The sequence below is a fragment of the Streptomyces sp. NPDC102402 genome (assembly GCF_044765765.1).
In the GTDB taxonomy this organism is placed as follows: domain Bacteria; phylum Actinomycetota; class Actinomycetes; order Streptomycetales; family Streptomycetaceae; genus Streptomyces.
This window is the reverse complement of record NZ_JBIWKR010000005.1, coordinates 541184-567158: the sequence shown is the minus strand read 5'-3', so window position 1 is coordinate 567158 and position 25975 is coordinate 541184. Positions and strand designations below refer to the sequence as shown.

The window sequence follows — 25975 nt, the reverse complement described above, 5'->3', positions numbered from 1 at the left end:
CTCGGCGGGCAGTGCGCGGAACGTGGAAAGTCGGTAGTGGCGCAGGGCGATCTCTCCTGCCTCGAACTGGAGTGTGCATGATGGCCGATGGGCCCCGTCTGAGCGTCATCGTCCCGTTCCAGGACGTCGAGACGTACCTCACGGAGTGCCTGGAGTCCATCGCGCGGCAGACCTTCCGCGATTTCGAAGTGATCATGGTCGACGACGGGTCGACGGACTCGTCGACCGCGATAGCCGAGGGGTTCTGCGCCGACGATCCTCGCTTCCGGCTGATACGCCAGGAGGCGAACGGGCCGGGGCACGCCCGCAACACCGGGCTCCGCGAGATGCATTCCGAGGGCGAGTTCCTGGTGTTCGCCGACGGCGACGACGTCATCCCCGAGTACGCGTACGAGCTGCTCATCCGTACGGTGTCCGAGTCCGGCTCGGATTTCGTCTCCGGGAACGTGCAGATGATGAACTCCACGACGAAGTGGCAGTCCCCGCTGCACAAAGGGCCGATGCAGCGGGACCGTAAGGGCACGCACATCACCCGCTTCGAGGCGCTGATCTACGACCGCACGGTCTGGAACAAGGTCTTCCGCCGCAGCTTCTGGGACTACCACTTCATCCAGTTCCCGGAAGGGGTTCTCTACGAGGACTCCTGGGTCAACATGTTCGCCCATTTCAAGGCCGCGAAGGTCGATGTCATCAGCGACATCGTCTACTTCTGGCGAAGGAGGGACGGCGGCGCCGCGCCCTCCATCACGCAGCGGCACACCGAGCTCAGCAACCTCCAGGACCGGGTGGCGGCCGTCCAGTCCGTGAGCCGGTTCCTCGGGCAGCACCGCGCGCGCTCCTTCAGGGACCACAAGCGCAAGTACGACCTCGCGTGCCTGAAGTCGGACCTCATGCTCCACCTCAAGGTCCTCCCCGACGCCGACGACGAGTACCGGGACGCGTTCATGTACGCGGCCCAGGACTTCCTGAGCGAGGCCGACGACGACATCATCGAGGAGCTTCCCGCGGACGCGCGCGTGAAGTGGCTCCTCGTCCACCAGGGCCGGCTCGACGAGCTCCTCGACGTCCTGGAGTTCGAGCGGAAGGGCGGGCCGCTGCCGGTCCGCAGACGGTTCCGCCGCTACCTGAACTATCCGCACCTGGGGAACCGCAAGACGGGCCTCTACAAGCGCGACTACCGGCTCGACAAGGAGCTCTCGCCCTTCAGCTCACTCACCGGCGCCCGGTGGGACGCCGAGTGGCTGACCCTGACGGGTTCCGCCTACGTCCGGTTCATCAACGTGCACAAGCGGCACATGTCCATGAAGATGCTCGCCCTGCGCAACAAGAAGTCCGGCAGCACCCTCGTCAACCTGGCCAGGACGACGTACTACCCGCAGGCCACCGAGTATTCGAACCAGAACCGGTACTGCTACGACTGGGCCGGCTTCGAGACCCGGTTCGACACCACTCGCCTCAAGAAGAAGGGCGAATGGGTCGAAGGCACCTGGGACGTCGCGGCCGGCGTGTTCAGCCGCGGCCTGTTCCGGTACAAGAGCATCGGCAGGGGCGGGGCCGGCTCGGCGGCCAACCCGCCCTGCCGCTATGTCGACAAGAACACACGGATCGTGCCCCTGTTCGTCCAGGGCGGGCTCAAGATCCGGGTCGAACGCGTCCGGTGCCGTGTCACGAGGCACCGCGTCACAGGAGGGCACCTCGAGATCGGCGGGGTCCTTCTCGGCCCCAGGACGCCCGAGTGGGGCAAGCTCCGCGTGGTCAGCATGAACGGCGCGGGACGGCACGAAGCGTGGTTGTCCTTCCAGCCCGGCGGTGACGGCTGGTGCACCTTCGTCGCCCGGGTCCCGCTGGACAAGCTCGTACCCGGGTCCAGGGCGACCGGTGAATCCGTCCCGCAGGCGTGGACGATGGGCAGCAACGGCTGGAAGACCACGGTGCACGTGGAGGGCCGGAAGGCGCCCCTGTACCCGGTGATGGCCGAGGAGACCGCCGACGGTCACTACCGCATGCCGAGCGGCCTCCAGACGGAGGACGGGGACCGCGAGATCGTCGTCCACGGCAACGGCTCCGGCTACATGGTGCTCTTCGAGCGCGCCGCGCTGCCCCTGCTGACCGACCACTGCTGGCGCGAGGACGGCTCGCTGGAGCTCATCGGCCGCTACTCCTGCGCCGACCTGCTGAGCGCCCGCGAGCGCGCCAGCGCACACATCGTGGTCAGGTCGCGCGCGCACGGTGCCGAACGAGCCGTGCCGATGGAGTGGGCCGGGAACAGTTTCCGGGTCGTGCTCACCCCCGCGTCGATGGCGACACTCGCGGGCGACATCGCGCTGGCCGCCGGGCGCTGGGACTTCTTCCTGCGCCGCGAGGACCCTTCGGAGGTCGCCCCCGACCGGCGCAAGGCCGACCTCATGACGAAGGTCGAGCAGAGCCTCATCAGCACGCTCCCGCAGGAGATGGAGGAGAACGGCAGGGGGTACGAACTCCAGGCCGAGGCCTACGACAGGCTCTCCCTGCTCGTCCGGTCCGCCATGGCCGAGGACGCCAGGGGGCCGTACCGGCAGAAGCTGCTGCGCACCAAGCACTACCCCATGGCCCGCCGTGAGCCGATCCGGCCCGCCGTGCTGTTCGACGCCTTCAAGGGGACGCAGTACTCCGACAGCCCGCGCGCCGTCCACGAGGAGATGGTCCGCCGCGGGGTCGCCCTCGACCACCTCTGGGTCGTGCGTGACGACCAGGTCCAGGTGCCGCCCACCGCGACCCCGGTGCGCATGTGGTCGCGGGAGTGGTACGAGGCCCTGGCCACGTCCCGCTACGTCGTCGCGAACAACCACCTGCCCGACTGGTTCGAGAAGCGCGAGGGCCAGGTGGTGGTGCAGACCTGGCACGGCACTCCGCTCAAGAAGATCGGTCACGACATCGAGGCGGTGCACTTCGCCGACCAGCGTTACCTGGAACGCGTCGCGAAGGAGGTGCAGAACTGGGACATGCTGGTCTCACCGAACAGCTTCTCGACGCCGATCCTGCAGAGGGCCTTCCAGTTCCCCGGTGAGATGGTCGAGTGCGGGTACCCCCGCAACGACATCCTCCGCCGCCCCGGGACGGAGGGCCGCGCGCAGGAGATCCGCCGGCGCATCGGTCTGCCGCCCGGCAAGCGCGTCATCATGTACGCGCCGACGTGGCGCGACGACCAGTTCTACGCCCCCGGCAAGTACAAGTTCGACTTCAGGATCGACCTCGAGGACGCGCGCGCCCGGCTCGCCGCCGACCACGTCCTGATGGTGCGCCGCCACCCCAACGTGGTGGATCCGGTCCCGGGGGCCGGCGACGGCTTCGTCTTCGACGTGTCGGACTACCCGGACATGGCGGATCTCTCGCTGATCACCGATGTGATGATCACGGACTACTCGTCCCTGATGTTCGACTTCGTGAACACCGGGCGGCCGATCCTCTTCTTCACCTACGACCTGGACCACTACCGCGACACCCTTCGCGGGTTCTACTTCGATTTCGAGCAGAGCGCCCCCGGGCCGCTTCTGTTCGAATCCGCGGAGCTCCTCTCCGCCATCGAGGACATCGATCGCATCCAGGAGGGCTACGCCGCCCGGTACGCCTGGTTCCAGTCGGAGTTCTGCGACCTGGACGACGGTTACGCGGCGGCCCGCCTCACCGAGCACATCCTCGGTGCGGGAGGGGACACGGACCCGGCCGGGCACGCCGCCGTGCCTTCCCCGCGGCCCTCGCTCCACGCGGTGCGGGAGCCCCGGGAATTCGCCGGCCACCCGGCATACCCGTCGGTGAGGACGGACACGGGACCGGCCGCACCGCACCCGACCGAATTCCCGCGCGCCGTGAGGACGGACTCCCTCCATGTCTAAGACAGCGACCTCCAGCCGTCCCGTCCTCACGGGTATAGACACATCCGGCGCCTATCCGGTCCACTACCGGTTCAGCCACGCCAAGAGCGGCAACCGGCACCTCGTCGTGGTCTTCGCCAACTTCTCCGCACCGGACGACTACGGGTGGTCCAACGGAGTCCTCGACAACGTCCGCGCCAACATTCTCTGGGTCCGGGACACGTTCGACGGCCAGAACAGCTACTACCTGTGCAAGGACATGGACTTCGAGCTGGAGAGGTCCGTCGTCACGCTGATATCCAACGTGATGCACTCTCTGGGCCTGACCCCTGACCAGTGCACCATGTGGGGCGGATCGAAGGGAGGCAGCGCCGCCCTGTACTTCGGTCTGAAGTACGGCTTCCGGAACATCGTGTCCGTCGTCCCGATGTTCCGCGTCGGGACCTCCGTCCAGAAGCGTCCGGCGATCGCCGACTTCATGATGGGAGGGCAGGTCACGGACGAGAAGGTCCAGGTCCTCGACCGTGTGATCCCCGATCTCGTGCAGGCCGGGGCCAACCCCCGCGCCAACCTCTACCTGCTGTCCTCACCGCAGGACGAGAACTACAGCGTGCAGGTGGAGCCGTTCCTGCCGCTCTTCAAGAACTACGAGAACTTCAACTTCGTCTACAGCGACTCACCCTTCATCACCGACCACACGACGGTGACCAGGCGCAACGTCCCGGCGCTGATGGGACTCCTCAATCTCCTCGTGGACGGGATCGCCCCGCGCATCGGCTTCGTGACCAACGGCCACGAGCAACCGGACGTGGACAGGTCCGGCATCGACTCCTACCTCAAGTCGACGTCCCAGGTACGGGAGTCCTTCTCCGCGCCGGTGGTCCTCTCGCCGTCGGCCGGCGAGCGCGTGCCCGACGCGAACGTCCGGTTCGCGGGCACGGCTCCGGGAGCCGTCCGGCTCAGCTTCTGGGAGAAGGGGAAATACGTGGGCTCCCCCCCGGTCGCCCCGGACGGCAGCTGGTCCTGGACCCGGGACCGCGCCTGGTCCAAGGGGGACCACACCATCCGCATGTTCGCGGTGGACGCCCACGGATTCCACTCCCCGAGGGCCGAGATCGCCTTCACGGTCACCGCACGCGACTCCGTGTCCTTCGGGACCGAGGAGCGGAATCCGTCCCAGGAGGGAACGGCTCCCGCTCCTCCCACGATCTCGTACCCGGCACCCGGGCAGCAGGTCACCGGCGCCGAGGTCGGTGTCGCCGGCTACGCCGAGAACGCACCGCACGTGACGTTCGCGGAGGGCGGGGTCTCCCTGGGGTCCGTGCCGGTGGCGGCGGACGGCAGCTGGTCGTGGAGCCCGGGATGGTCCTGGCTTCCGGGGCCGCACACCGTGGACTGCTACGCCGTCGACGCCGACGGCGCCGCTTCCCGGGGCAGCGGCGCGTCCTTCCACGTGGTCACTGCCGCTGAATCCCCGCGGGCACAGGCACCGCTCGGCTACTTCCAGTGATCATCGAGTGCCCACCGTCATCACCAGCGCGGAGTGGTCGGACGCACGGGTGCGGCGGACCGAGCACCCCAGCGTGTCGAGCTGGGTGAACAGGTAGTCGAGTTTGACGCCGGAGCGGTGCGTCGCCCTGCCCGTCCGTGAGGCGGATGTTCTCTGATCGCACTCCTGGTAGCGGCCGTAGGCGGTGCGAGGCCAGATCCAGCGGTACGTCCTGTTGGACGCGGACGGGGGCGAGCTGTTGAAGTCGCCGCCGGTCACGGTACGCGGGTCCGCGGCGGAGAACAGGGCCTTCAGCTGGTCGTCGCGGTACTCCCAGGAGGGATGCGCGTCGTCAGCCCCCACGACGCTGAGATGCGCGTTGCAGATCCGGACCCGACGAGAGGCCAGCGAAGCACACAGGATTCCCCGCTGCAGGCCCACCGAGGGCTGCGGAGAGGGAACGCGCGCGACCTCGGACAGGGGGGAGGAGGAGAGGAGGGCGAAGCCCGCCCGGCCCCGGGCCCCGCCGGTGCAGAAGACCGGCGTGAGGCGCCCACGGCCGTCGCGGTGGGCGTAGGCGCGGAAGGCGCTGTGCCACCCCCCGCCCAGCGCGGCCATCGCGTCGTCGAGATCCGTGGTGCAGACCTCCTGCAGCATGAACGCCCTGACACCGCCCGTCGCCGCCAGGTCCTCGATCACCGCGATCTTCTCCCGGTGCGTTCCCGTGTTCCGGCAACCCCACTGCTCGACGCCGCACAGGTTCCAGGTCGCGATCCTCAGCCGCCCGGAGGTGCCTGCCACGGAACTCCCGCCGTCGCGCGACAGGGGCGTCGCGAGCACGGCCAGACACACCACGGTGGCGCAGACGACGGCCCGGCGTACGAAACGACGTCGCCGTCGGCTGTGAATCACCTGCTCACCCTATAAGCACCGTTCGCGCCCCGGCGCCCGGGAACGAGCGCGGGCCGCACAGGAGTCGCCACCTGTGCGGCCCGCGGCCGAGCGGAAGGCGTTACGCCGGGACGCTCGCCACGCCCTGGGCGAGGAACGGCTTGCCGTTCACCCGCTGCGAGACGCCCTCGCGGTCCAGGTACGGCGTGATGCCGCCCAGGTGGAAGGGCCAGCCGGCGCCCGTGATCAGGCAGAGGTCGACGTCCTGGGGCTCGGCGACGACGCCCTCGGCGAGCATCAGGCCGATCTCCTGCGCCACCGCGTCCAGGACGCGGTCACGGACCTGCTCCTCCGTCAGGACGGTGTCGCCCTGCTTGAGGAGCGCGGCGACCTCGGGGTCCAGCTCCGGCTTACCGGAGTCGTAGACGTAGAAGCCGCGCTTGCCGGCCTTGACGACCGCCGCGAGGTTCTCGGAGACCGTGAAGCGGTCCGGGAACGCGCGGTTCAGGGTCTCGGAGACGTGCAGGCCGATGGCCGGGCCGACCAGCTCCAGCAGCACCAGCGGGGACATCGGCAGGCCGAGCGGCTCGATGGCCTTCTCCGCCGTCTCGACCGGGGTGCCCTCGTCGATGATGTTCTGGATCTCGCCCATGAAGCGGGTGAGGATGCGGTTGACGACGAACGCCGGGGCGTCCTTCACCAGCACCGCGGTCTTCTTCAGCTTGCGGGCGACACCGAAGGCCGTGGCCAGCGAGGCGTCGTCGGTCTGCTCGCCGCGGACGATCTCCAGGAGCGGGAGGATCGCGACCGGGTTGAAGAAGTGGAAGCCGACGACCCGCTCGGGGTTCTTCAGCTTCGACGCCATCTCGGTCACCGAGAGGGACGAGGTGTTGGTGGCGAGGATCGCGTGCGCCGGGGCGACCGCCTCGACCTCCGCGAACACCTGCTGCTTGACGCCGATCTCCTCGAAGACTGCCTCGATGATGAAGTCGGCGTCGGAGAAGCCCTCCGCCTTGTCCAGCACACCGGAGACCAGGGCCTTCAGGCGGTTGGCCTTGTCCTGGTTGATGCGGCCCTTGCCGAGCAGCTTGTCGATCTCGGCCTGGACATAGCCCACACCCTTGTCGACGCGCTCCTGGTCGATGTCCGTGAGGACGACCGGGACCTCGAGGCGGCGCAGGAAGAGCAGCGCGAGCTGGCTGGCCATCAGGCCCGCGCCCACGACGCCGACCTTGGTGACCGGACGGGCCAGGGCCTTGTCCGGGGCGCCGGCCGGGCGCTTGGCGCGCTTCTGGACCAGGTTGAAGGAGTAGATCCCGGAGCGCAGCTCGCCGCCCATGATCAGGTCCGCGAGGGCCTGGTCCTCGGCGTCGAAGCCGGCGCCCAGGTCGCCGCTCTTGGCCGCGGCGATGATCTCCAGCGCGCGGTACGCGGCAGGGGCCGCCCCGTGCACCTTGGAGTCGGCGACGGCCTTGCCGCGCGCGACGGCCTGGTCCCAGGCGTCACCGCGGTCGACCTCGGGACGCTCGACCGCGATCTCGCCCTTGAGGACGGACGCGGTCCAGATCAGCGACTGCTCCAGGAAGTCCGCGCCCTCGAAGATCGCGTCGGCGATCCCGAGCTCGAAGACCTGCTTGCCCTTGAGCTGACGGTTCTGGTTGAGCGAGTTCTCGATGATCACCGAGACGGCGCGGTCGGCGCCGATCAGGTTGGGGAGCAGCGCGCAGCCGCCCCAGCCGGGGACCAGGCCGAGGAAGACCTCGGGCAGCGAGAACGCGGGCAGCGCGCTGGAGACGGTGCGGTAGGAGCAGTGCAGACCGATCTCCACACCGCCGCCCATGGCCGCGCCGTTGTAGTACGCGAAGGTCGGGACCGCGAGGCCGGACAGGCGGCGGAAGACGTCGTGGCCGCCCTTGCCGATGGCCAGCGCGTCCTTGTGGTCCTTGAGGAGCTCGACGCCCTTGAGGTCCGCGCCCACCGCGAAGATGAACGGCTTGCCGGTGACACCGACGCCGACGATCGTGCCCTCGGCCGCCTCCTTCTCGACCTGGTCGACGGCGGCGTCCAGGTTCGCCAGCGACTGCGGGCCGATGGTGGTCGGCTTGGTGTGGTCGAAGCCGTTGTCCAGCGTGATGAGCGCGAAGCGCCCCGCGCCACCCGGCAGGTCGAGGTGGCGTACGTGCGCCTGCGTGACGACCTCGCCGGGGAACAGCTCGGCCGCACCCTTCAGAAGCTCAGTGGTGGTGGTGCTCACTTGTTGCCTCCGTCGAAATTCGGGTTCTCCCAGACGACCGTCGCGCCCATGCCGAAGCCGACGCACATGGTCGTCAGGCCGTAGCGGACCTCCGGGTGCTCCTCGAACTGGCGGGCCAGCTGAGTCATCAGGCGGACGCCGGAGGAGGCGAGCGGGTGACCGTAGGCGATCGCGCCGCCGTACTGGTTGACGCGCTGGTCGTCGTCGGCGATGCCGTAGTGCTCCAGGAAGGCGAGCACCTGCACCGCGAAGGCCTCGTTGATCTCGAAGAGGCCGATGTCCTCGATGGAGAGGCCGGCCTTGGCCAGGGCCTTCTCCGTCGCCGGGATCGGGCCGTAGCCCATGACCTCGGGCTCGACGCCCGCGAAGGCGTACGACACGAGGCGCATCCTGACCGGGAGGCCCAGCTCGCGGGCGGTCTCCTCGGAGGCGAGGAGCGAGGCGGTGGCGCCGTCGTTGAGACCCGCGGCGTTACCGGCCGTCACGCGGCCGTGGGCGCGGAACGGGGTCTTGAGACCGGCCAGCGACTCCATGGTGGTGCCCGGGCGCATCGGCTCGTCGGCGGTGACCAGGCCCCAGCCCGTCTCCCCGGCCTCCGCGTTGGTGCGGCGCACGGAGACCGGCACCAGGTCCTGCTGGATCTTGCCGTTGGCGTACGCCTTGGCGGCCTTCTCCTGTGAGCGGACCGCGTACTCGTCGGCGCGCTGCTTGGTGATCGAGGGGTACCTGTCGTGCAGGTTCTCCGCGGTCATGCCCATGAAGAGGGCGGACTCGTCGACCAGCTTCTCCGACACGAGGCGCGGGTTCGGGTCCACGCTCTCGCCCATCGGGTGGCGGCCCATGTGCTCGACACCGCCGGCGATGACGACGTCGTACGCGCCGAAGGCGATGGAACCGGCCGTCGCGGTGACGGCGGTCAGGGCGCCCGCACACATGCGGTCGATGGAGTAACCGGGCACCGACTGCGGCAGACCGGCCAGGATTCCGGCGGTACGTCCGAGGGTGAGGCCCTGGTCGCCGATCTGGGTGGTCGCTGCGATGGCGACCTCGTCGATCTTCGCGGGGTCCAGGTCCGGGTTGCGGCGCAGCAGCTCCCGGATGGCCTTCACGACGAGATCGTCGGCGCGGGTCTCGTGGTAGATGCCCTTCGGGCCCGCTTTGCCGAACGGGGTGCGGACGCCGTCGACGAAGACGACGTCCCGGATGGTACGAGGCACGGTGGCTCTCCTCCAGGGTGCGGGATGGCACTGCTGCGGGGCGCGCCAGGAGCGCGCCGCCCCCCACATGCTACTTGCGGGTAACCAGACTGCCCACCCCCTGTGGGCGGAGCGGCGAAGGTCACATGTCACACACTGCCCGTGCGGCCCCCTCGCGCACCATGTCCGCGGCGATCGGGTGCGAGGAGCGGACCACCCCGGCGGCGAACGCGCGCCTTCCCACCCCCAGATGTCGCAGCGCCGGACCGTGGTCCCACGCGACGACCAGGGCGACGGCACCCAGGGCCGTCCGCCAGCCGAGCACGGCCAGAGCGCTCACGGGGCGGGGGAGCGGGCCGAAGGCCTGGCGCAGGCGGGCGCAGTGGAACGGCACGTGCCGTTCCTCGTCGGCGAGTATCCTCCCGGCCACCTCACGGGTGAGCGCGTCGTCCGTACCGTCGCGCAGGGCCCGGTAGTAACGCAGCGCGACCACCTCCGCGATCATCAGGACCAGCAGCTCGAGCCGCAGACCGAGGAGTCTGCGCAGTGCCACGAAGACCCGGTCGCTCCAGTGCGTACGGAGCGTGGACGCCCCGCCCGCGGCCAGGAGCAGCGCGAGCAACCTGGCGTGATTTCGCTCCTCGTCGACGAACAGGCGGACCGCCGACGCGTACGCCGGGTCCCCGGCGCCGTCCGCCTTGGCGATCAGAGAGGCGCCGTCCCCGTCCTCGCCGACCTGGAAGCGCTGGACGCTGCGCCGGACCGACGGATGCAGCCGGGCGCCCAGCGCCCACCGCGGATCCCCCCGCCGTGCCCGGCGCTCCCGCTCGTCCTCGAAGGTCCGTGTCCAGGCGTCGAACAGGCCGGCTGCCATCTGCCCCCCCGGGCGTTCGCGTGCGGTCAGGCGCTCGTGTCCAGGGCCCTCAGCAGCAGGGGGCCGACCTGTCCGATCTGCCAGTGGCGCGCGCCGTGACCGGCGAGGGCGGCCTCGACCGTGTCAGGGCTCAGGACCTTGGGCGGCTCCCAGCAGACCCGGCGCACGGTGTCGGGGGTGATCAGATTCTCCTGCGGCATGTGCAGCCGCTCGGCGAGCTCCGACACCGCGGTGCGGGCCGCCGACAGCCGGGCCGCGGCGGCCGGGTCCTTGTCGGCCCAGGAGCGCGGCGGCGGAGGGCCGGCCGGCTGCTGGCCGGGCTGCGGCAGCTCCGACTCGGGCAACTCCTTGGCCCGGTCGACGGCGGCCTGCCACTGCTCCAGCTGACGGCGCCCCATGCGGTGCCCGAAGCCGGGAAGCGCGGAGAGCGCCTGTACGTTCACGGGCAGTGCCAGGGCCGCCTCGATGATCGCGGCGTCACCGAGCACCTTGCCGGGCGAGATGTCGCGCCGCTGCGCCACCTGGTCGCGGGCGGTCCACAGCTCCCGTACGACCGCGATCTGGCGGCGGCGGCGCACCTTGTGCATGCCGGAGGTCCGGCGCCACGGGTCCTTGCGCGGGGGAGCGGGCGGGGCCGAGGCGATCGCGGCGAACTCCTCCAGCGCCCACTCCAGCTTGCCCTGCCGGTCCAGCTCCTCCTCCAGGGCGTCGCGCAGGTCCACCAGCAGCTCGACGTCGAGCGCGGCGTAGCGGAGCCAGGGGTCGGGCAGGGGGCGGGTGGACCAGTCGACCGCGGAGTGGCCCTTCTCCAGGGCGTAGCCGAGGACGTTCTCCACTATGGCGCCCAGGCCGACACGGGGGAATCCCGCCAGCCGTCCGGCGAGCTCCGTGTCGAAGAGCGAGGTCGGGGTCATGCCTATGTCGCGGAGGCACGGCAGGTCCTGGGTGGCGGCGTGCAGGATCCACTCGGTGCCGGTGAGGGCCTGGCCGAGACCTGACAGGTCGGGGCAGCCGACCGGGTCGATCAGCGCACTCCCGGCACCCTCGCGGCGCAGCTGCACGAGGTAGGCGCGCTGGCCGTAGCGGTAGCCCGAGGCGCGCTCGGCGTCGACGGCGACGGGGCCGGTGCCCGCGGCGAAGTCCGCGATCACCCGGGCCAGCGCGTCGTCGTCCGCCACCACCGGGGGGATGCCCTCGCGCGGCTCCAGCAAGGGGATCGGCGCCGGGGCGACGTCGTCCGGGGGAGCGCCCCCGGTGGTTCGCAGTGATGTGTCTTCTGCGGTCTCTTGGGCGTCGGTCACATGCCAAGGGTATCTGTGTATGCGCGTCGCCCGTCGACGGAATGTTCGTCGACGGGCGACCATGCGCGTAAACCGGCCGGTAACGCGTCCGCGCAGGTGCCGGCATGCCAGGCCTGTCGTCTGGATCAGGCTGGATCAGGGCTGGACCTGGCTGGGTCAGGCTCCTGGGCCCGCGAGCCCAGCATGATCCGGACGAGAGGCCTGGGGGGTCAGTGGATGATGCCCGTCCGCAGGGCCACGGCGACCATTCCGGCGCGGTCTCCGGTGCCGAGCTTGCGGGCGATGCGGGCGAGGTGGCTCTTCACGGTGAGTGCGGAGAGGCCCATCGAGACGCCGATGGCCTTGTTGGACTGGCCTTCGGCGACCAGGCGGAGCACCTCCACCTCACGGCCGGAGAGTTCGCGGTAGCCGCCCGGGTGGCTCGGGGAACCGGGAGGCCTGCGGTGCATACGGGCGGCGTTGGCGCCGATCGGGGCGACGCCGGGGCGGGTGGGGTGGCCGATGTTGGTTCGGGTGCCGGTGACGACATAGCCCTTCACTCCGCCCGCGAGGGCGTTGCGTACGGCGCCGATGTCGTCGGCGGCGGAGAGGGCGAGGCCGTTCGGCCAGCCGGCGGCTCGGGTCTCGGACAGCAGGGTCAGCCCGGAACCGTCGGGCAGGTGGACGTCGGCAACGCAGATGTCGCGCGGGTTGCCGACGCGGGGGCGGGCCTCCGCGATGGACGACGCCTCGATGACGTCACGAACTCCGAGGGCCCACAGATGGCGGGTCACGGTGGAACGGACGCGCGGGTCGGCCACGACGACCATGGCCGTCGGCTTGTTCGGGCGGTAGGCGACCAGGCTTGCGGGCTGCTCGAGGAGAACGGACACCAGGCCTCCTGGGGAGTGGCGGGACGGGCCGGCTCGGGGATGAAGCCGGGGCGAACCGTGCTTGAAGGGTCATTGACCTCTTCGGCAGCAGGCGCGTCCTCCTTTAGAGGAAGATCACGATTTAGTGAGTAACAATTCGGGCAAATAGGACGCGCGATCGATTGTACGAAAAGAGAGCCGGCCCCTGTGCGACCGGCTCCCTCCCGAGGTGACGCAGCGTCAGGAGACCTGGGGCCCACGCCGCTGGGGCAGGCTCACCACCGTCGCGTCGGCCGTGTCCGACGGCGGCAGCCCGGCGAGCTGGCAGAGCAGGTCTCCCCAGGCGACCAGGTGCGCGCCCATGTCCGGGACCCCGCCGCGCCCCTCGCGCGGCGTCCACGAGGCCCGGATCTCGATCTGCGTCGCCGGGCGGCGCTCGGACAGCGCGCCGAAGTAGTGCGAGCCCGCGCGCGTCACCGTCCCGCCGGCTTCCCCGTAGGAGAGCCCCCGGGCGTCCAGTGCCCCCGTGAGCCAGGACCAGCACACCTCGGGCAGCAGCGGGTCGGCCGCCATCTCCGGTTCGAGTTCGGCCCGTACGAGCGTCACCAGGCGGAAGGTGCCCTGCCAGGCGTCGTGCCCCGCCGGGTCGTGCAGGAGGACCAGGCGGCCGTCGGCGAGATCGTCCTCGCCGTCCACCACGGCGGCCTCAATGGCGTACGCGTGCGGGGCGAGCCGCTTCGGCGGCCGCGTGGACTCGACCTCCAGTTCGGGACGGAGGCGGGCGGAACGCAGCGCTTCCACCGCCGACCGGAACGCCTGCGGGACTGATTCGCCCTCCGCACTCTCCTCGCTGTCAGTGCCATCGGAATGATCGGAAAATTGTCCCTGAGCCGGAGCCATGCGGGGAAGAGTAGGCGGAACCGGAGCCCCGTGCGGGGAGGGACACCCACGCGACGTCCGCCTCGTTGCCGCTCCGTGCGAAGATTCTGTGCGTGAGTGCCAACGACCTTCCCCAAGAGCTCAGCTCCGTCCGATCAGGGGAGGGCCCGTCCTCGGGCCTGCGGACGACCCCCGCCACCCATGACTCGGCCTTCCTCAAGGCCTGCCGCCGCGAGCCGGTGCCGCACACCCCGGTCTGGTTCATGCGTCAGGCGGGCCGCTCGCTGCCCGAGTACCTGAAGGTCCGCGAGGGCATCGCGATGCTCGACTCCTGCATGATGCCGGAGCTGGTCACCGAGATCACGCTGCAGCCCGTACGCCGTCACAAGGTCGACGCCGCGATCTACTTCAGCGACATCGTCGTCCCCCTCAAGGCCATCGGCATCGACCTCGACATCAAGCCGGGCGTCGGCCCGGTGATCGCCGAGCCGGTCCGCACCCGCGCCGACCTGGCCCGGCTGCGCGACCTCACGCCCGAGGACGTCCCCTACGTCACCGAGGCCATCGGGATGCTCACCGCCGAGCTCGGCGCCACGCCCCTGATCGGATTCGCCGGTGCGCCGTTCACCCTCGCGAGTTATCTCGTGGAGGGCGGCCCGTCCCGCAACCACGAGCGCACCAAGGCCATGATGTACGGCGAGCCGGAGCTCTGGGCCGACCTGCTCGACCGGCTCGCGGAGATCACCGGCGCCTTCCTCCAGGTCCAGATCGAGGCCGGCGCGTCAGCGGTCCAGCTCTTCGACTCCTGGGTCGGCGCCCTCGCCCCGTCCGACTACCGCCGCTCCGTGATGCCGGCCTCCGCGAAGGTCTTCGACGCAGTCGCGTCCTACGGCGTCCCGCGCATCCACTTCGGCGTCGGCACCGGCGAGCTCCTCGGCCTGATGGGCGAGGCCGGCGCGGACGTCGTCGGTGTGGACTGGCGCGTGCCGATGGACGAGGGTGCCCGCCGGGTCGGACCCGGCAAGGCGCTCCAGGGCAACCTCGACCCGGCGGTGCTCTTCGCGCCGACCGAGGCGGTGGAGGCGAAGACCCGCGACGTGCTCGACGCCGCCGCCGGCCTCGAGGGCCACATCTTCAACCTCGGCCACGGCGTCATGCCCACCACCGACCCGGACGCCCTCACGCGCCTCGTCGAGTACGTCCACCAGCAGACGGCCCACTAGGGTCGTCCGGTTCGGGATCAGGCCGGACCGGGGAGCGTGGTCCGGTGCCGGGGCACGCGGGCCCGGCACGGTCCGGACGAGAGGTCCTAGTCCCGCAGGCCCGCCCGCACCGCCGAAACGGCCTTGCGGGCGGCCACCAGGACCGGATCCCAGACCGGGGAGAAGGGCGGGGCGTAGCCGAGGTCGAGGGCGGTCATGGCCTCCACCGTCATTCCGGTGGTGAGTGCCACCGCCGCGACGTCCACGCGCTTCGCCGCCCCTTCGCGGCCGACGATCTGGACGCCGAGTAGCCGGCCGGTCCGGTACTCCGCGAGCATCTTCACCGTCATGGGCTTCGCCCCCGGGTAGTAGCCGGCGCGGCCCGTCGACTCGATCGTCACCGTGACGTAGCGCAGGCCGGCCGCGCGGGCGTCCTTCTCGCGCAGCCCGGTCCTGGCGATCTCCAGGTCGCAGACCTTGCTCACCGCCGTACCGACCACGCCGGGGAACGTGCCGTAGCCGCCGCCGACGTTGGCCCCGATGATCTGGCCGTGCTTGTTGGCATGGGTGCCGAGCGCGATGTGCCGCGTGCGGCCGGCGACGAGGTCCAGGACCTCGACGCAGTCCCCGCCCGCCCAGATGTCCTCCTGCCCCACGACCCGCATCGCCAGGTCCGTCAGGAGGCCGCCGTGCGGGCCCAGCGGGAGACCGGCCTCCCGGGCCAGTGCCGTCTCCGGTTCGACGCCGATACCGAGCACGACGATGTCCGCCGGGTAGGTGTCGTCCTCGGTGGCGACCGCGGTGACCCTGCCGTCGTCGCCGGTGTCGACCCGGGTGACGGTGGCGCCGTTGACCGTGGTGATGCCCAGCCCGTCCATCGCGTCGTGGACCATCCGTCCCATGTCCGGATCGAGCGTCGCCATCGGCTGCGCCCCGCGGTTGAGCACGGTCACCTCGAAGCCGCGCTTCAGCATCGCCTCGGCCATCTCGACACCGATGTAGCCCGCGCCGACGACGACCGCCCGGCGCCCCGTGGCCCGGTCCAGCGAGTCCAGGAGCGCCTGTCCGTCGCCCAGGGTCTGCACCCCGTGGACGCCCGGAGCGTCGATCCCGGGCAGAGCGGGGCGCACGGGCCGGGCACCCGTCGCGATGACCAGCTTGTCGAAGGCCGTCCAGTACGTCTCACCGCTGTCCCGGTCCAGAACCCGTACCCGGTGCCCCGCGACGTCGATCTCCGTCACCTCGGTCCGGGTGCGCAGATCGATGGCGCGGGAGCGGTGCTCCTCGGGTGTACGGGCGATGAGGGCGTCGGGGCCGTCGACGTCGCCGCTCACCCAGTACGGGATGCCGCAGGCGGAGTACGACGTGAAGTCGCCGCGCTCGAAGGCGACGATGCTCATCTCGTCGGGCCCCTTGAGCCTGCGGGCCTGCGACGCGGCGGACATGCCCGCCGCGTCGCCTCCGACGACCACCAGTCGCTCCGCCGCCATTGCCGGGTCCCTTCGCCGCTGTGTGCCGGTCAGGGGCCCACGCTACGGCGCCTACGGGGCCGGTGGGGCCTGTGAGGGCCCCGTGACCTCCTCCGGCGTCGTGCCGCGCCGTGGCAGGCGGCCGCGCACCAGCCGCCACAGGAGCGCCAGGACGGCCGCGGCGGCGAGGAACGGTGCCGCGGCGCCGATCGCCACCGTGATCCACCGCAGCACGGTCACGAACGCGTCCCAGCCGCCGCGCAGGGCGTCGAGGAAGCCGGTGCCGTCCTCCTCGGAGCCGTCCGCCTCCGCCTCCGGTTCGTTGAGCTCGAGGGTGATCGTCGCCAGCGAGGTGCGGTCCCTCAGGGACTTCTGCTGGGCGAGAAGTGATTCCAGATCGGCCTGACGGCTGCTGAGTTCGCCCTCCAGGGCCACCACGTCGGTGAGCTTCTCGGCCTTGTCCATCAGCTCGCGGACCCGGGTGACGCTCGCCCGCTGGGTGGCGATCCGGCTCTCGACGTCGACGACCTGGCCCGTGACGTCCTTCGCGTTCGACGTGCGGGACAGCAGCTTCCCGGTCCCCGCGAGGTCGCGCAGCACCTCGGCGTACACGTCCTGCGGCACCCGCAGGACGAGGTGGGAGACCTCGTGGGTGTCGTCGACCCGCTCCGTGTTCTCCTCGGCGACGAGCCCGCCCGCCCCCTCCGTGGTGGCGCGGGCGGCGGCCACCGCCTTCGGCACGCTCTTCACCTCGATGCCGAGCGTGGCCGTGCGGATGACGTGGACCGCGACCGCGGAGCCAGGCTTCGGCGCCGAGGAGGTCCCGGCACCGGACCTCTCCGCGCCCTTCGCGCCGGCACCCCCGCCGGCGGGTGCGGCCGCCTTCTGGTCCGCCGCCGAATTCAGTCCGCCCTGGTCGCCGCCGTCGGACGAGGCGCCGCAGGCACCGGTGGCCAGAAGTGTGACGAGCAGTCCGGCGGCTGCCAGCGCGCGTGGGCGCCGGCGGCCGGCGCGGGTGGGCGGATGACTGTCCGTGTGGCGTCCGTATGGCATAACGCGTCCCCCCAGGGCCGTTGTCGATGGTGCCGGTTCGACGTACGGGACCCTTCGCGGGTTGCCGGTCAGCGGTTTCGAACCGGTCACGTTCGGGACTCGGACGGGATTTGAGAGAGTGGACCCATGCAGCGTCCTCTTCAGCGCGACACCACACGTACGGGCCACGCCGTCGTCATCGGCGGTGGCATCGCCGGACTCGCCGCCGCCCGCCGGCTGCTGGACTCGGGCCTCCGGGTCACCGTCCTGGAGGCGACCGGGCGGCTCGGCGGCAAGCTGATGACCGGCGAGATCGCGGGCACCCAGGTCGACCTCGGCGCGGAGTCGATGCTCGCGCGACGGCCCGAAGCGGTCGACCTGGCCACCGGGGCCGGGCTCGGCGGCCGGCTCCGGCCGCCGGCCACCGCCACCGCGTCGGTCTGGACCCGTGACGCCCTGCGCCCCATGCCCAAGGGCCACGTGATGGGCGTGCCCGGAGATCCTTCGGCGCTCAGCGGGCTCCTCTCGCCCGAGGGCCTGGCCAGGATCGCCGAGGAGCGCGACCTCACCCCGACCGCCGTCGGCGACGACGTCGCGGTCGGCGGTTACGTCGCCGACCGGCTCGGCCGCGAGGTCGTCGACCGGCTCGTGGAGCCGCTGCTCGGCGGGGTCTACGCGGGCGACGCCTACCGGATCTCGATGCGCGCGGCCGTCCCGCAGCTCTTCGAAGCGGTGAAGGAGGGCGGCCCGCTCCTCGACGGCGTGCTCCGCATCCAGGAGAGGGCCGCCGCCCGGCAGCAGACCGGACCCGTCTTCCAGGGCATCGAGGGCGGCATCGGTACCCTGCCGGGCGCCGTGGCCGACGCGGTACGGGAGGGGGGCGGCGAGATCCTCCTGGAGACGCCGGTGCTCGGCCTGACCCGGACCGCGGACGGCTGGGACGTGCGCACCGACACCCGGGTGATCGCCGCCGACGCCGTCGTCCTGGCCACCCCCGCCTGGTCGGCGTCCACCCTGCTGGCCGCCGAGTGCCCGGCCGCGTCGGTCGAGCTCGCCGCCGTCGAGTACGCCTCGATGGCCCTGGTCACCATGGCCTTCCGGCGTTCGGACACCGAGGGGACCGAGGCGCTCCGGGGGCGGTCCGGATTCCTCGTGCCGCCCGTCGACGGGCGCACCATCAAGGCCGCCACCTTCTCCAGCAACAAGTGGCAGTGGGTCGCCGACGCCGCCCCCGACCTCTTCGTGCTGCGCACCTCCGTCGGCCGCTACGGCGAGGAGGAGCACCTGCACCGTGAGGACTCCGAGCTCGTCGCCGCCTCCCTGGCGGACCTCGCGTCCGCGACCGGGCTGGCGGCCCGGCCCGTGGACACCGAGGTCACCCGGTGGATCGGCGGGCTGCCCCAGTACCCCGTGGGCCACCTCACCCGGGTCGCCCGGATCCGCGACGAGGTCGCCAAGCTGCCCGGACTGCGGGTGTGCGGAGCGGTGTACGACGGGGTCGGGATCCCCGCCTGCGTGGCGAGCGCGCACCGGGCCGCGGACGACATCGTCCGCGACCTCACGGCCGCGGGCGCGGGGGAGATCGACAACACGCCGACCCGGGTTCGGAGCACGCGGAGCGAGGCGGGACAATAGCCGTATGAGTGCGCCAGAGAAGCTTCCGAACGCAGGCAAGAAGGCCAAGGACCTCAACGAGGTCATCCGCTACACCCTGTGGTCCGTCTTCAGGCTGAAGGACGTCCTGCCCGTCGACCGCGCCGGTTACGCCGACGAGGTCCAGGAGCTGTTCGACCAGCTGGGGGCCAAGGACATCACGGTCCGCGGCACCTACGACGTGTCCGGTCTGCGGGCCGACGCGGATCTGATGATCTGGTGGCACGCCGAGACCTCCGACGAGCTCCAGGAGGCGTACAACCTCTTCCGGCGCACGAAGCTGGGCCGCGCGCTCGAGCCGGTCTGGTCGAACATGGCGCTGCACCGCCCGGCCGAGTTCAACAAGTCCCACGTGCCGGCCTTCCTGGCCGACGAGACGCCGCGCGACTACATCAGCGTGTACCCCTTCGTGCGCAGCTACGACTGGTACCTGCTCCCCGACGAGGACCGCCGCCGCATGCTCGCGGACCACGGCAAGATGGCCCGCGGCTACCCCGACGTGCGCGCCAACACGGTCGCCTCCTTCTCGCTGGGCGACTACGAGTGGGTCCTCGCGTTCGAGGCCGACGAGCTGTACCGCATCGTCGACCTCATGCGTCACCTGCGGGCGTCCGAGGCGCGGCTGCACGTGCGGGAAGAGGTCCCGTTCTACACGGGGCGCAGGAAGGCTGTCGCAGACTTGGTGGCCGGACTCGCATAGCCAGCGTTTCCGGTCATCCCGACCCGGAAGATCAGTTGGCGGGCAACGGCGCGTGTGACGCCGCCCGTCGTTCCAGCGACACCGGGTCCGGTGCCGGGCACACATCGGCCGAAGGCCGGCGAACCGTCGTGGCCCGCGGGGGAGTCAGCCATTCCTCTCCGCGGACCGCCGCTCCTCGCCGGGTCCGGCCGATGTGTCCCGGGCCGAACAACTGGATAGGACACCACGAGGGCCGCCCCCGACGCAGTCGGGGGCGGCCCTCGTGGTGTCCGGCGGGTCAGACCCCGGTCCGGGCCCCGCCCAGCAGAGCCGCCCTCAGTCCCGGGTCCTCCAGGGCGCTCACACCCCGTACCGCCACCGCGGCCAGGAGATCGCGGTCAGCGCCGCGCACGGGGGCCGGCAGGGAGTCCAGCCAGTGCTGCCCGGTCGGAGAGGCCCAGGGGCTGTACGGGTGGTTCTCCACCCTCGCGATGGCCAGGCAGCCGAGCGTCAGCACGAGCGGCAGTCCGAACCAGGCGGCGACCGGCCCCGCGTATCCCGTCTCCTGACCGGGCATCAGCATCGCGGCGGCGGCCAGGGCCACCACCAGCACCGCCGCGCCCCGCACCGCGCGTACCGCCGACTCCAGACTCGTCCGGGTCCCGTGCGGGACGGCGAGTCCCGCCGCGACCAGGCGGTCGGCGAGGGAGCGTACGGCGTCGGCCGCCGCGGCCGCTGCCCGTATCGGGGCTATGCGGGACTGCCCCTCCGGGCCGATCGCGCGGATCACCGTGCGCTCGACCTCGTCACGCCCCTCCGGGTCGACGACCGTCGCCCAGCCCGTGTGGGCGAGCAGCAGCCGGCGCCGCAGATGCATGGAGACCAGCGCCAGATCGGCGACCCGCTGGGGTCCGCCGGCCAGGAACGCCGTCTCGTACAGGTTGAGTTCGGGGGATGCGGCCGTTCGTGCGGCGACGGTGGGCCGCTGGGCCGCACCCGCCGTGACGAGACACAGCCGGATGCAGGAGACGGCGGCCGCACCCCACGCGACCAGAAGAAGCAGGACCCAGAGCATGGCCGAGTTCTATGCGAGAAAGGCTCAGGAGCGCCACACCGTGTTCACGATACGGACGAATCCCGGTCACGCGCAGTCATGGGTGGCTGAATCCCGCCCCTTCCCGACGTCGTTCGCTCATGAACTGCTGCCGCAGCTCGAACCGCCTCCGCAGCTCGACCCACTGCTGCCGCCGCAACTGGACCCGCTGCTGCAGCTCGATCCTCCGCCGCTGCCGCAGCTCGACCCCGAGCTGCAGGTGGAGCCCGGCCCGGAGTCGCCGCCCCCGCCGCTGGAGCCTCCGCAGCCTCCCCCGCCGGGGCCCGCGCTCGCGCACCAGACCACCGGCACGAAGCCGGTCGCCGCCGCCGGCGAGGCCGTGGAGGCCGACGAGGAGTACCGGGCGGGCCGTTGCCGGGCCGCATCGGCCAACTGCCCCTGCAGCACCGGGTCGGGCAGTGCGCGCAGGCCCTGGGTGGCCACCAGATGGGCGGGGTCGGTCACATGGGCGTTGGCGGTCCGGAAGCCGTCGGCGACCTGGCGCCCCCTCTTGGTGATACGCGCCTTGGCCGCTGCCGCGCTGGACAGTCCGACCACGCTCCCGGCGACGATCGCGGGCAGCACCTTCACCACGAAGGGGACCGGGACATGCGCGTACTCGTCGAGCAGGACGTACTGCGCGACGGTCAGGGGGATGCTCACCGGGAGGGCCACAAGGGATCCGATTCCCACGGCGAGCCCCCACCGGCGGCGGGCCCGGCTCTCGCCCGGGGCGATGAGCAGCCCCCGCCCGGCCAGCCCGTCGCCGATCTCCTGCACCGCGGGATGCCGCATCACGGCCTCCCGCAGGGCGGCGAGGGCCCCGCTCGGGGCCGCGGCCAGCTCCTCCAGTACGGCACGCTCCACCGGGTCGTGGGCCTCGGCCCGCTGCAGCGCGACGATGCCGGGTCCGCCGACGGTCAGCCGCCCGTCCGTCTGCATGCGGGTGAGCGCGGTGTCCACGACCCTGGCCGGACCGCCGCTGAGGAAGGCCACTTCGGAGAGGTCCAGCACGTACCCGGCGGACTCGCCGCCGCGCCGGCCGGCGCGGCGCGTTCCGACGGCCAGGAGAACGCAGGAGACGGCCACGGCCAGGGTCAGGAGCAGAGCGAGGGTGTTCATGGCGGTCACTTTCCGAGGAGGGCGGCACGGGCGGAGCGGACCAGGCGGGTCGCGCGGCGCGGAGGACGGGGGGCGGCCCGGTCCTGCCACCAGAGGGTCAGCCGTCGCCGGGCCGCCTCGTCGGCGGGCCGGCCCTCGACGAGCAGCAGTTCCGCGAAGGCGAGGGCGTCGCGTCGGTAACCGGCGGACATCGGCCGGTTCCTGGCGTACGAGATGAACTCCCTCCGGTAGCCGTCGCCGAGGATCTCGGGCAGCTCCGGTGCGACCCTGGCGACGACATCGGCCCGCTTCGCGGCCAGGGCCCTGCTCTGCACCCCCAGGCGCCGGCGGTCGAAGCCGTCCGGCGCGGGCGTACCGGCCACGAGGCACGAGAGGAGCGCGGTCTGCGCCACGCCGGTCCGGTCGCGGGCCCCAGGGGTACGGCCCGTCGGGCGCGGAGGTCCGGACACGGGCCGCCGGCCGGCCGTCTCCCGGCGGGTCGCCGCAGCGGTCAGCGTGGTGCGGATCGCGGACAGTTCACCGGCCAGCTCCTCGGCCGGTGGGAAGTCGTCGTCCCGCTCCAGCAGGACGCCCGGAGGGTCCACACGGGAGCGGAGCTCGCTCAGGACGTCCAGGACGGGTCGTGTCACGGGATGGGCGTGCGTGTCGTGCCAGACGCCGTCCTTCTCGACGCCGCCCGCGACATGCACGTACGCGACGGCCTCGACCGGCAGTTCGTCCAGCGCGGTCGCCGGGTCCTCGCCGCGGTTGACGTGGTTGGTGTGCAGATTGGCGACATCGATCAGCAGCCGTACACCGGTGCGCTCGACCAGCTCCGCGAGGAACTGGCCCTCGGTCAGCTCCTCACCCGGCCAGGAGACCAGCGCGGCGATGTTCTCCAGCGCCAGGGGGACGGGCAGCGAGTCCTGCGCGATCCGCACGTTCTCGCACAGGACGTCCAGCGCGTCCCAGGTCCGGGGCACCGGAAGCAGGTGTCCCGCCTCCAGCACCGGCGAGGCGGTGAGTCGGCCCCCGGCGCGCACGAAGGCGATGTGCTCCGTCACCAGGGGCGCGCCCAGGAGTCCGGCCCGCGCGGCGAGGCCGGCCAGGCGGCCGGGGTCCGGCCGGTCGGCCCCGCCCAGACCCAGCGAGACCCCGTGGGGGACGACCGTGACGCCCCGCTCGCGGAGGCGCACGAGGGACTCGGGGAGGTGGTCCGCGCAGAGGTTCTCCGCGACCGCCTCGACCCAGTCGATTCCCGGCAGGGCCTCGACGGCGTCCGCGATCTCCGGCCGCCAGCCGATGCCGATTCCCAGCTTCATGTGTTCCCTCCCCGTTTCGTGGAGGGGTCATGGCCCCGCCGGCCGCCGCTGAATCCGGAAGGGGGGACGTTCAGAGGTGGATTTGAGGTTCCCGGAGGCACCCGAAAGGCCCCGTTATCCGATCGTGATGCTCCCCGGGTGCCGATCGCGCCGCTGCTCACCTGCGGAAACGCGGAGCACTCGGATATGCCGACGGGCCGGACGCCCCGGATTAAATCCTGGGCCCGTTGACGGAGATCAACAGGCGTTCGCATGCTGATCGACATGCCCTTCCCCTGCTGATGGGCATGCCCTCCACCCGCTGATCCGAAGCCGCCGGAGCCGATACCGGCCCGCTGGGCCAGGTCCAGGACCGGGCCGGGAGCGGGACCGACGAAGGAGAACCCGACTGATGACCAGCTCCGAGAAGACATGGCGTCCCGGCCGGCGGTCCCTGCTGGCGCGTGCTGCCGGAGTGGGGGCGGCGGCCGCGCTGCCCGTGGCCGCCGCCCCGGCGTCCGCCGCTCCCGTCCCGGGTGCTCAGGCCGCGGGTGGGGGCGGACGGCGGCACCCGGCGAACTGGCCCGACCCGGAGCCTTACGGCCTCGCTGACGTCCGGCCGGACCTGTGGCCCCGTGACGACAACTCCTTCGTCCTCCCGCTGGAGCTGCGCCCCCGCGACAGGGAGCGCGGAGTGGTGTGGATGCGGGACACCTACGTCAACTGCTTCGACGTCGACGGGCGTCCGCTCTACGTCGCCACGGGTACCACCCGGGTGCCCGGGCTGGAAGCGGCCGGCCCGTGGAACGACGGCATCTTCGTCTGGACGGCCCGCTCGCTCAAGGGGCCCTGGAAGCTGGCCGACACCACCGGGATCCGGCCGGGCGCGGAGAAGGGCAAGGTGTGGTCGCCCGAGTTCGCCGACGAGAACAGGCCCGGGCGCACGGTCGTCGCCCCGTGGCAGGAGTACTGGTACGACGAGCGGTTCGGCAAGCGCGGCCAGGCGTGGGCCCCGGAGCTGCACCGCTTCCGCGGGAAGTGGTACATCGTCGCGTGCATGGGGGACCACTCCGCGAAGGTGGGCTCCTTCATGCTGGTGAGCGAGGGCGGGGTGGAGGGCCCGTACCGGCTCGTCGAGGGCAACCTGGAGAAACCCTTCGGGGAGCCGTTCATCGGGGGGCCGAGCTTCATCGAGCCCGGCGCCTACCACCACATCGACGGCAGCCTCTACAGCGAAGGGCGCGACGCCTGGCTCGTGCTGCACAACAACCTGTACGCGAAGTTCCGTGACGACATGGAGGACATCGTCCCGACGACTGATCTCCCCTCCTTCCGTCAGACCCCCTACACGCCCGAGCCGTATCTCGAAGGCGCGTACGTGTTCAAGCACGGAGGGAAGTACTTCCTCCTCCACGCCGCCTGGGACCGGACGTCGGTCGCCGCCGACGGCACCCCGCGTCAGGCCTACGATCCGCCCGGCACCGGTCGTGTCCAGTACCAGCACGACGCGGTCGCCGCCGTGTCGGACACCTTCGAGGGCCCGTACTCCGAGCGCTGGACCGTAGGCGTCGGCGCAGGCCACAACAACTTCTTCCAGGATTCCGGGGGCGGTCTGTGGGCGACCTTCTTCCGCAACCCGAACTTCGGCCACTGGTCGAACCCCTCGCGTCTCGCCGACGCGGCCGTACCCGGAGTCGTACGGGTGGAGTGGACCGGCCCGAAGGGCAACCGCCTGTACGTCCGGCGCCGGGACCACTGAGCCTTCACGCTGCCCGGGGACGCCGACCGGGCGGTGTCCCCGGGCAGCGTGAAGGCTCAGTGGTCCCGGGGGACGGCGCGGGGCGGCCCGCGTGCTCACGCGGGCGCCCGTGGTGGCCCGGTCAGGGCCCGAGCAGGGCTCACGGCTGAGGCAGAGGAGCCATCGTCGGTGGCACCGGGCGGGAGGTGAACGACTGGTCGCCGCTCGGGGTGACCGGCACCGGCACCTGCGGGACTCCGCCCCCCGACGGCGCGGGCGGGCCCGAGGGGCTGGCCGTCGAGGCGCCGGCCGCGTCGCGCGCCAGTCCGTCGAAGTCCACGAAGCCGGTGCGTTCCAGCATGGTGATGTGGTCGAGCACCGTCTGGTTGGCGTCCGAGGCCAGTTGCCGGATCAGCGAGTTGCGCGTGGTGTGCCGCACCTGTGCGATCAGCGCGAACACCTTGCCGTGTGCGGCGCGCAGGAGGTTGGCGAACTTCAGCTGGTACTCCTCGCCGCTCGCGGCGGTGAGTTCCCGCAGCCAGCCCTGCTGCTGTTCGGTGGGCTGGTTCGGGAGCTCCACGCCGAGCTTGGCCGCCACGTCGCGGGCCCGCCGGTCCAGATCGGTGTGGCCGACCACCAGATGGTCGCCGGTGAGCTTCACACCCTCGCTCGGGGCGCGTTCGATGGCCTGCTGGCCCGCGGGCAGTTCCCACAGTCCGGCGAGGCGCACCTTGATCAGGAAGTCCCGGTCGGTGGCGGAGAGCGGACCCCACTGGGTGGCCACGCTGGACGCGTTCAGATTGGCCTCGCCGGTGCCGGAGCGGTCGGCGTACGACCACACGGGAAAGGCGAGAGCGCCGAGTGTGGCGACCAGCGCGGCGATGATCAGGGCCGTTCCGTTGATGCGTCGCAGCAAGATGTCTCCCGGGCCGGTACGTGACAGCGTCGAATCAACCGCCAACTGAATCGTGGGTCAACCTACTTGGCGGTAATACCCGATGCGGCGGTACCGGGGAGATACGTACGCCGGCGCAGCGGTGTTCAACCCGGGCGCCCCGCGTTCCGCGGGCACCCGGAACCGTGCCCTGCCCCGGTGCCTCCCGGCCGGATGCGGGAGGCGC

General features: G+C 71.5%; 19 protein-coding genes. 6 read left to right on the top strand and 13 right to left on the bottom strand.

What is annotated here, in order from left to right:
- The first annotated feature begins 77 nt into the window (after positions 1–77).
- Both ACIRJR_RS19195 and ACIRJR_RS19190 read left to right on the top strand, forming a co-directional pair.
- The gene (locus tag ACIRJR_RS19195; protein ID WP_403781777.1) at positions 78–3872 is read left to right on the top strand and encodes a CDP-glycerol glycerophosphotransferase family protein; all 3795 of its coding nucleotides are present in this window, start codon (positions 78–80) and stop codon (positions 3870–3872) included.
- Complete coding sequence (locus ACIRJR_RS19190) at positions 3865–5361, top strand: hypothetical protein (protein ID WP_403781774.1); 1497 nt, start codon at positions 3865–3867, stop codon at positions 5359–5361. The genes ACIRJR_RS19195 and ACIRJR_RS19190 overlap by 8 nt, the downstream gene beginning before the upstream one ends.
- Here the strand turns inward: ACIRJR_RS19190 and ACIRJR_RS19185 are convergent, their stop codons facing one another.
- The 7 genes from ACIRJR_RS19185 to ACIRJR_RS19155 all read right to left on the bottom strand — a co-directional run bounded on the left by ACIRJR_RS19185 (position 5362) and on the right by ACIRJR_RS19155 (position 13607).
- A complete protein-coding gene (locus ACIRJR_RS19185) occupies positions 5362–6252 on the bottom strand; it encodes an endonuclease/exonuclease/phosphatase family protein (RefSeq protein WP_403781771.1) in 891 nt (296 codons plus the stop codon).
- A gap of 100 nt (positions 6253–6352) precedes the next feature.
- A complete protein-coding gene (locus tag ACIRJR_RS19180; RefSeq protein ID WP_403781768.1) occupies positions 6353–8485 on the bottom strand; it encodes a 3-hydroxyacyl-CoA dehydrogenase NAD-binding domain-containing protein in 2133 nt (710 codons plus the stop codon).
- Positions 8482–9702: a thiolase family protein gene (locus ACIRJR_RS19175; RefSeq protein ID WP_403781765.1), complete on the bottom strand. Its 1221-nt coding sequence runs from the start codon at positions 9700–9702 to the stop codon at positions 8482–8484. The genes ACIRJR_RS19180 and ACIRJR_RS19175 overlap by 4 nt, the downstream gene beginning before the upstream one ends.
- Before the next feature lie 121 nt (positions 9703–9823).
- Positions 9824–10555 carry a ferritin-like domain-containing protein gene (locus ACIRJR_RS19170; RefSeq protein ID WP_403781762.1) on the bottom strand — a complete coding sequence of 244 codons (732 nt, stop codon included), beginning with the start codon at positions 10553–10555 and terminating at the stop codon, positions 9824–9826.
- A gap of 26 nt (positions 10556–10581) precedes the next feature.
- Complete coding sequence (locus tag ACIRJR_RS19165) at positions 10582–11856, bottom strand: HRDC domain-containing protein (RefSeq protein WP_403781759.1); 1275 nt, start codon at positions 11854–11856, stop codon at positions 10582–10584.
- 209 nt (positions 11857–12065) lie between these two features.
- Positions 12066–12728 carry a response regulator transcription factor gene (locus tag ACIRJR_RS19160; protein WP_033300087.1) on the bottom strand — a complete coding sequence of 221 codons (663 nt, stop codon included), beginning with the start codon at positions 12726–12728 and terminating at the stop codon, positions 12066–12068.
- 219 nt (positions 12729–12947) lie between these two features.
- Entirely contained in the window at positions 12948–13607 is a 660-nt protein-coding gene (locus tag ACIRJR_RS19155) for a DUF3000 domain-containing protein (protein WP_403781756.1), read from the bottom strand.
- Positions 13608–13699: 92 nt separating this feature from the next.
- On the opposite strand from ACIRJR_RS19155, the gene hemE reads away from it, so the two are divergent.
- Positions 13700–14809: a uroporphyrinogen decarboxylase gene (gene hemE / locus ACIRJR_RS19150; protein WP_403781753.1), complete on the top strand. Its 1110-nt coding sequence runs from the start codon at positions 13700–13702 to the stop codon at positions 14807–14809.
- A gap of 86 nt (positions 14810–14895) precedes the next feature.
- On the opposite strand, the gene ACIRJR_RS19145 is transcribed toward hemE, so the two are convergent.
- A complete protein-coding gene (locus ACIRJR_RS19145; RefSeq protein WP_403781750.1) occupies positions 14896–16278 on the bottom strand; it encodes an FAD-dependent oxidoreductase in 1383 nt (460 codons plus the stop codon).
- Positions 16279–16329: 51 nt separating this feature from the next.
- Complete coding sequence (locus ACIRJR_RS19140; RefSeq protein ID WP_403781747.1) at positions 16330–17310, bottom strand: DUF4349 domain-containing protein; 981 nt, start codon at positions 17308–17310, stop codon at positions 16330–16332.
- Between the two features lie 126 nt (positions 17311–17436).
- On the opposite strand from ACIRJR_RS19140, the gene hemG reads away from it, so the two are divergent.
- Both hemG and hemQ read left to right on the top strand, forming a co-directional pair.
- Positions 17437–18924 carry a protoporphyrinogen oxidase gene (hemG, locus tag ACIRJR_RS19135; RefSeq protein ID WP_403781744.1) on the top strand — a complete coding sequence of 496 codons (1488 nt, stop codon included), beginning with the start codon at positions 17437–17439 and terminating at the stop codon, positions 18922–18924.
- 4 nt (positions 18925–18928) lie between these two features.
- Positions 18929–19642, top strand: a complete 714-nt coding sequence (gene hemQ, locus ACIRJR_RS19130) for a hydrogen peroxide-dependent heme synthase (protein ID WP_376376559.1) — start codon at positions 18929–18931, stop codon at positions 19640–19642.
- Positions 19643–19919: 277 nt separating this feature from the next.
- Here hemQ and ACIRJR_RS19125 read toward each other — a convergent pair whose 3' ends face one another.
- From ACIRJR_RS19125 to ACIRJR_RS19115, 3 genes are all read right to left on the bottom strand, one after another.
- Positions 19920–20696: a TIGR04222 domain-containing membrane protein gene (locus ACIRJR_RS19125; protein WP_403781741.1), complete on the bottom strand. Its 777-nt coding sequence runs from the start codon at positions 20694–20696 to the stop codon at positions 19920–19922.
- Between the two features lie 117 nt (positions 20697–20813).
- A complete protein-coding gene (locus ACIRJR_RS19120; protein ID WP_403781738.1) occupies positions 20814–21836 on the bottom strand; it encodes a TIGR04222 domain-containing membrane protein in 1023 nt (340 codons plus the stop codon).
- Between the two features lie 5 nt (positions 21837–21841).
- Complete coding sequence (locus ACIRJR_RS19115; RefSeq protein ID WP_403781735.1) at positions 21842–23137, bottom strand: DUF692 domain-containing protein; 1296 nt, start codon at positions 23135–23137, stop codon at positions 21842–21844.
- A gap of 391 nt (positions 23138–23528) precedes the next feature.
- Here ACIRJR_RS19115 and ACIRJR_RS19110 point away from each other — a divergent pair, with 391 nt between their 5' ends.
- Positions 23529–24875, top strand: coding sequence for a family 43 glycosylhydrolase (locus tag ACIRJR_RS19110; protein ID WP_403781732.1), 1347 nt, complete (start codon positions 23529–23531; stop codon positions 24873–24875).
- A gap of 139 nt (positions 24876–25014) precedes the next feature.
- On the opposite strand, the gene ACIRJR_RS19105 is transcribed toward ACIRJR_RS19110, so the two are convergent.
- The gene (locus ACIRJR_RS19105) at positions 25015–25767 is read right to left on the bottom strand and encodes a DUF4142 domain-containing protein (protein WP_403781949.1); all 753 of its coding nucleotides are present in this window, start codon (positions 25765–25767) and stop codon (positions 25015–25017) included.
- Between the last annotated feature and the right edge of the window lie 208 nt (positions 25768–25975).

Coding starts and splice junctions, on each gene's coding strand:
- ACIRJR_RS19140 (WP_403781747.1), bottom strand. CDS start 17,310: ATGCCATACGGACGCCACACGGACAGTCATCCGCCCACCCGCGCCGGC.
- hemQ (WP_376376559.1), top strand. CDS start 18,929: ATGAGTGCGCCAGAGAAGCTTCCGAACGCAGGCAAGAAGGCCAAGGAC.
- ACIRJR_RS19115 (WP_403781735.1), bottom strand. CDS start 23,137: ATGAAGCTGGGAATCGGCATCGGCTGGCGGCCGGAGATCGCGGACGCC.
- ACIRJR_RS19120 (WP_403781738.1), bottom strand. CDS start 21,836: ATGAACACCCTCGCTCTGCTCCTGACCCTGGCCGTGGCCGTCTCCTGC.
- ACIRJR_RS19145 (WP_403781750.1), bottom strand. CDS start 16,278: ATGGCGGCGGAGCGACTGGTGGTCGTCGGAGGCGACGCGGCGGGCATG.
- ACIRJR_RS19190 (WP_403781774.1), top strand. CDS start 3,865: ATGTCTAAGACAGCGACCTCCAGCCGTCCCGTCCTCACGGGTATAGAC.
- ACIRJR_RS19155 (WP_403781756.1), bottom strand. CDS start 13,607: ATGGCTCCGGCTCAGGGACAATTTTCCGATCATTCCGATGGCACTGAC.
- ACIRJR_RS19110 (WP_403781732.1), top strand. CDS start 23,529: ATGACCAGCTCCGAGAAGACATGGCGTCCCGGCCGGCGGTCCCTGCTG.
- ACIRJR_RS19170 (WP_403781762.1), bottom strand. CDS start 10,555: ATGGCAGCCGGCCTGTTCGACGCCTGGACACGGACCTTCGAGGACGAG.
- ACIRJR_RS19125 (WP_403781741.1), bottom strand. CDS start 20,696: ATGCTCTGGGTCCTGCTTCTTCTGGTCGCGTGGGGTGCGGCCGCCGTC.
- ACIRJR_RS19195 (WP_403781777.1), top strand. CDS start 78: ATGATGGCCGATGGGCCCCGTCTGAGCGTCATCGTCCCGTTCCAGGAC.
- hemG (WP_403781744.1), top strand. CDS start 17,437: ATGCAGCGTCCTCTTCAGCGCGACACCACACGTACGGGCCACGCCGTC.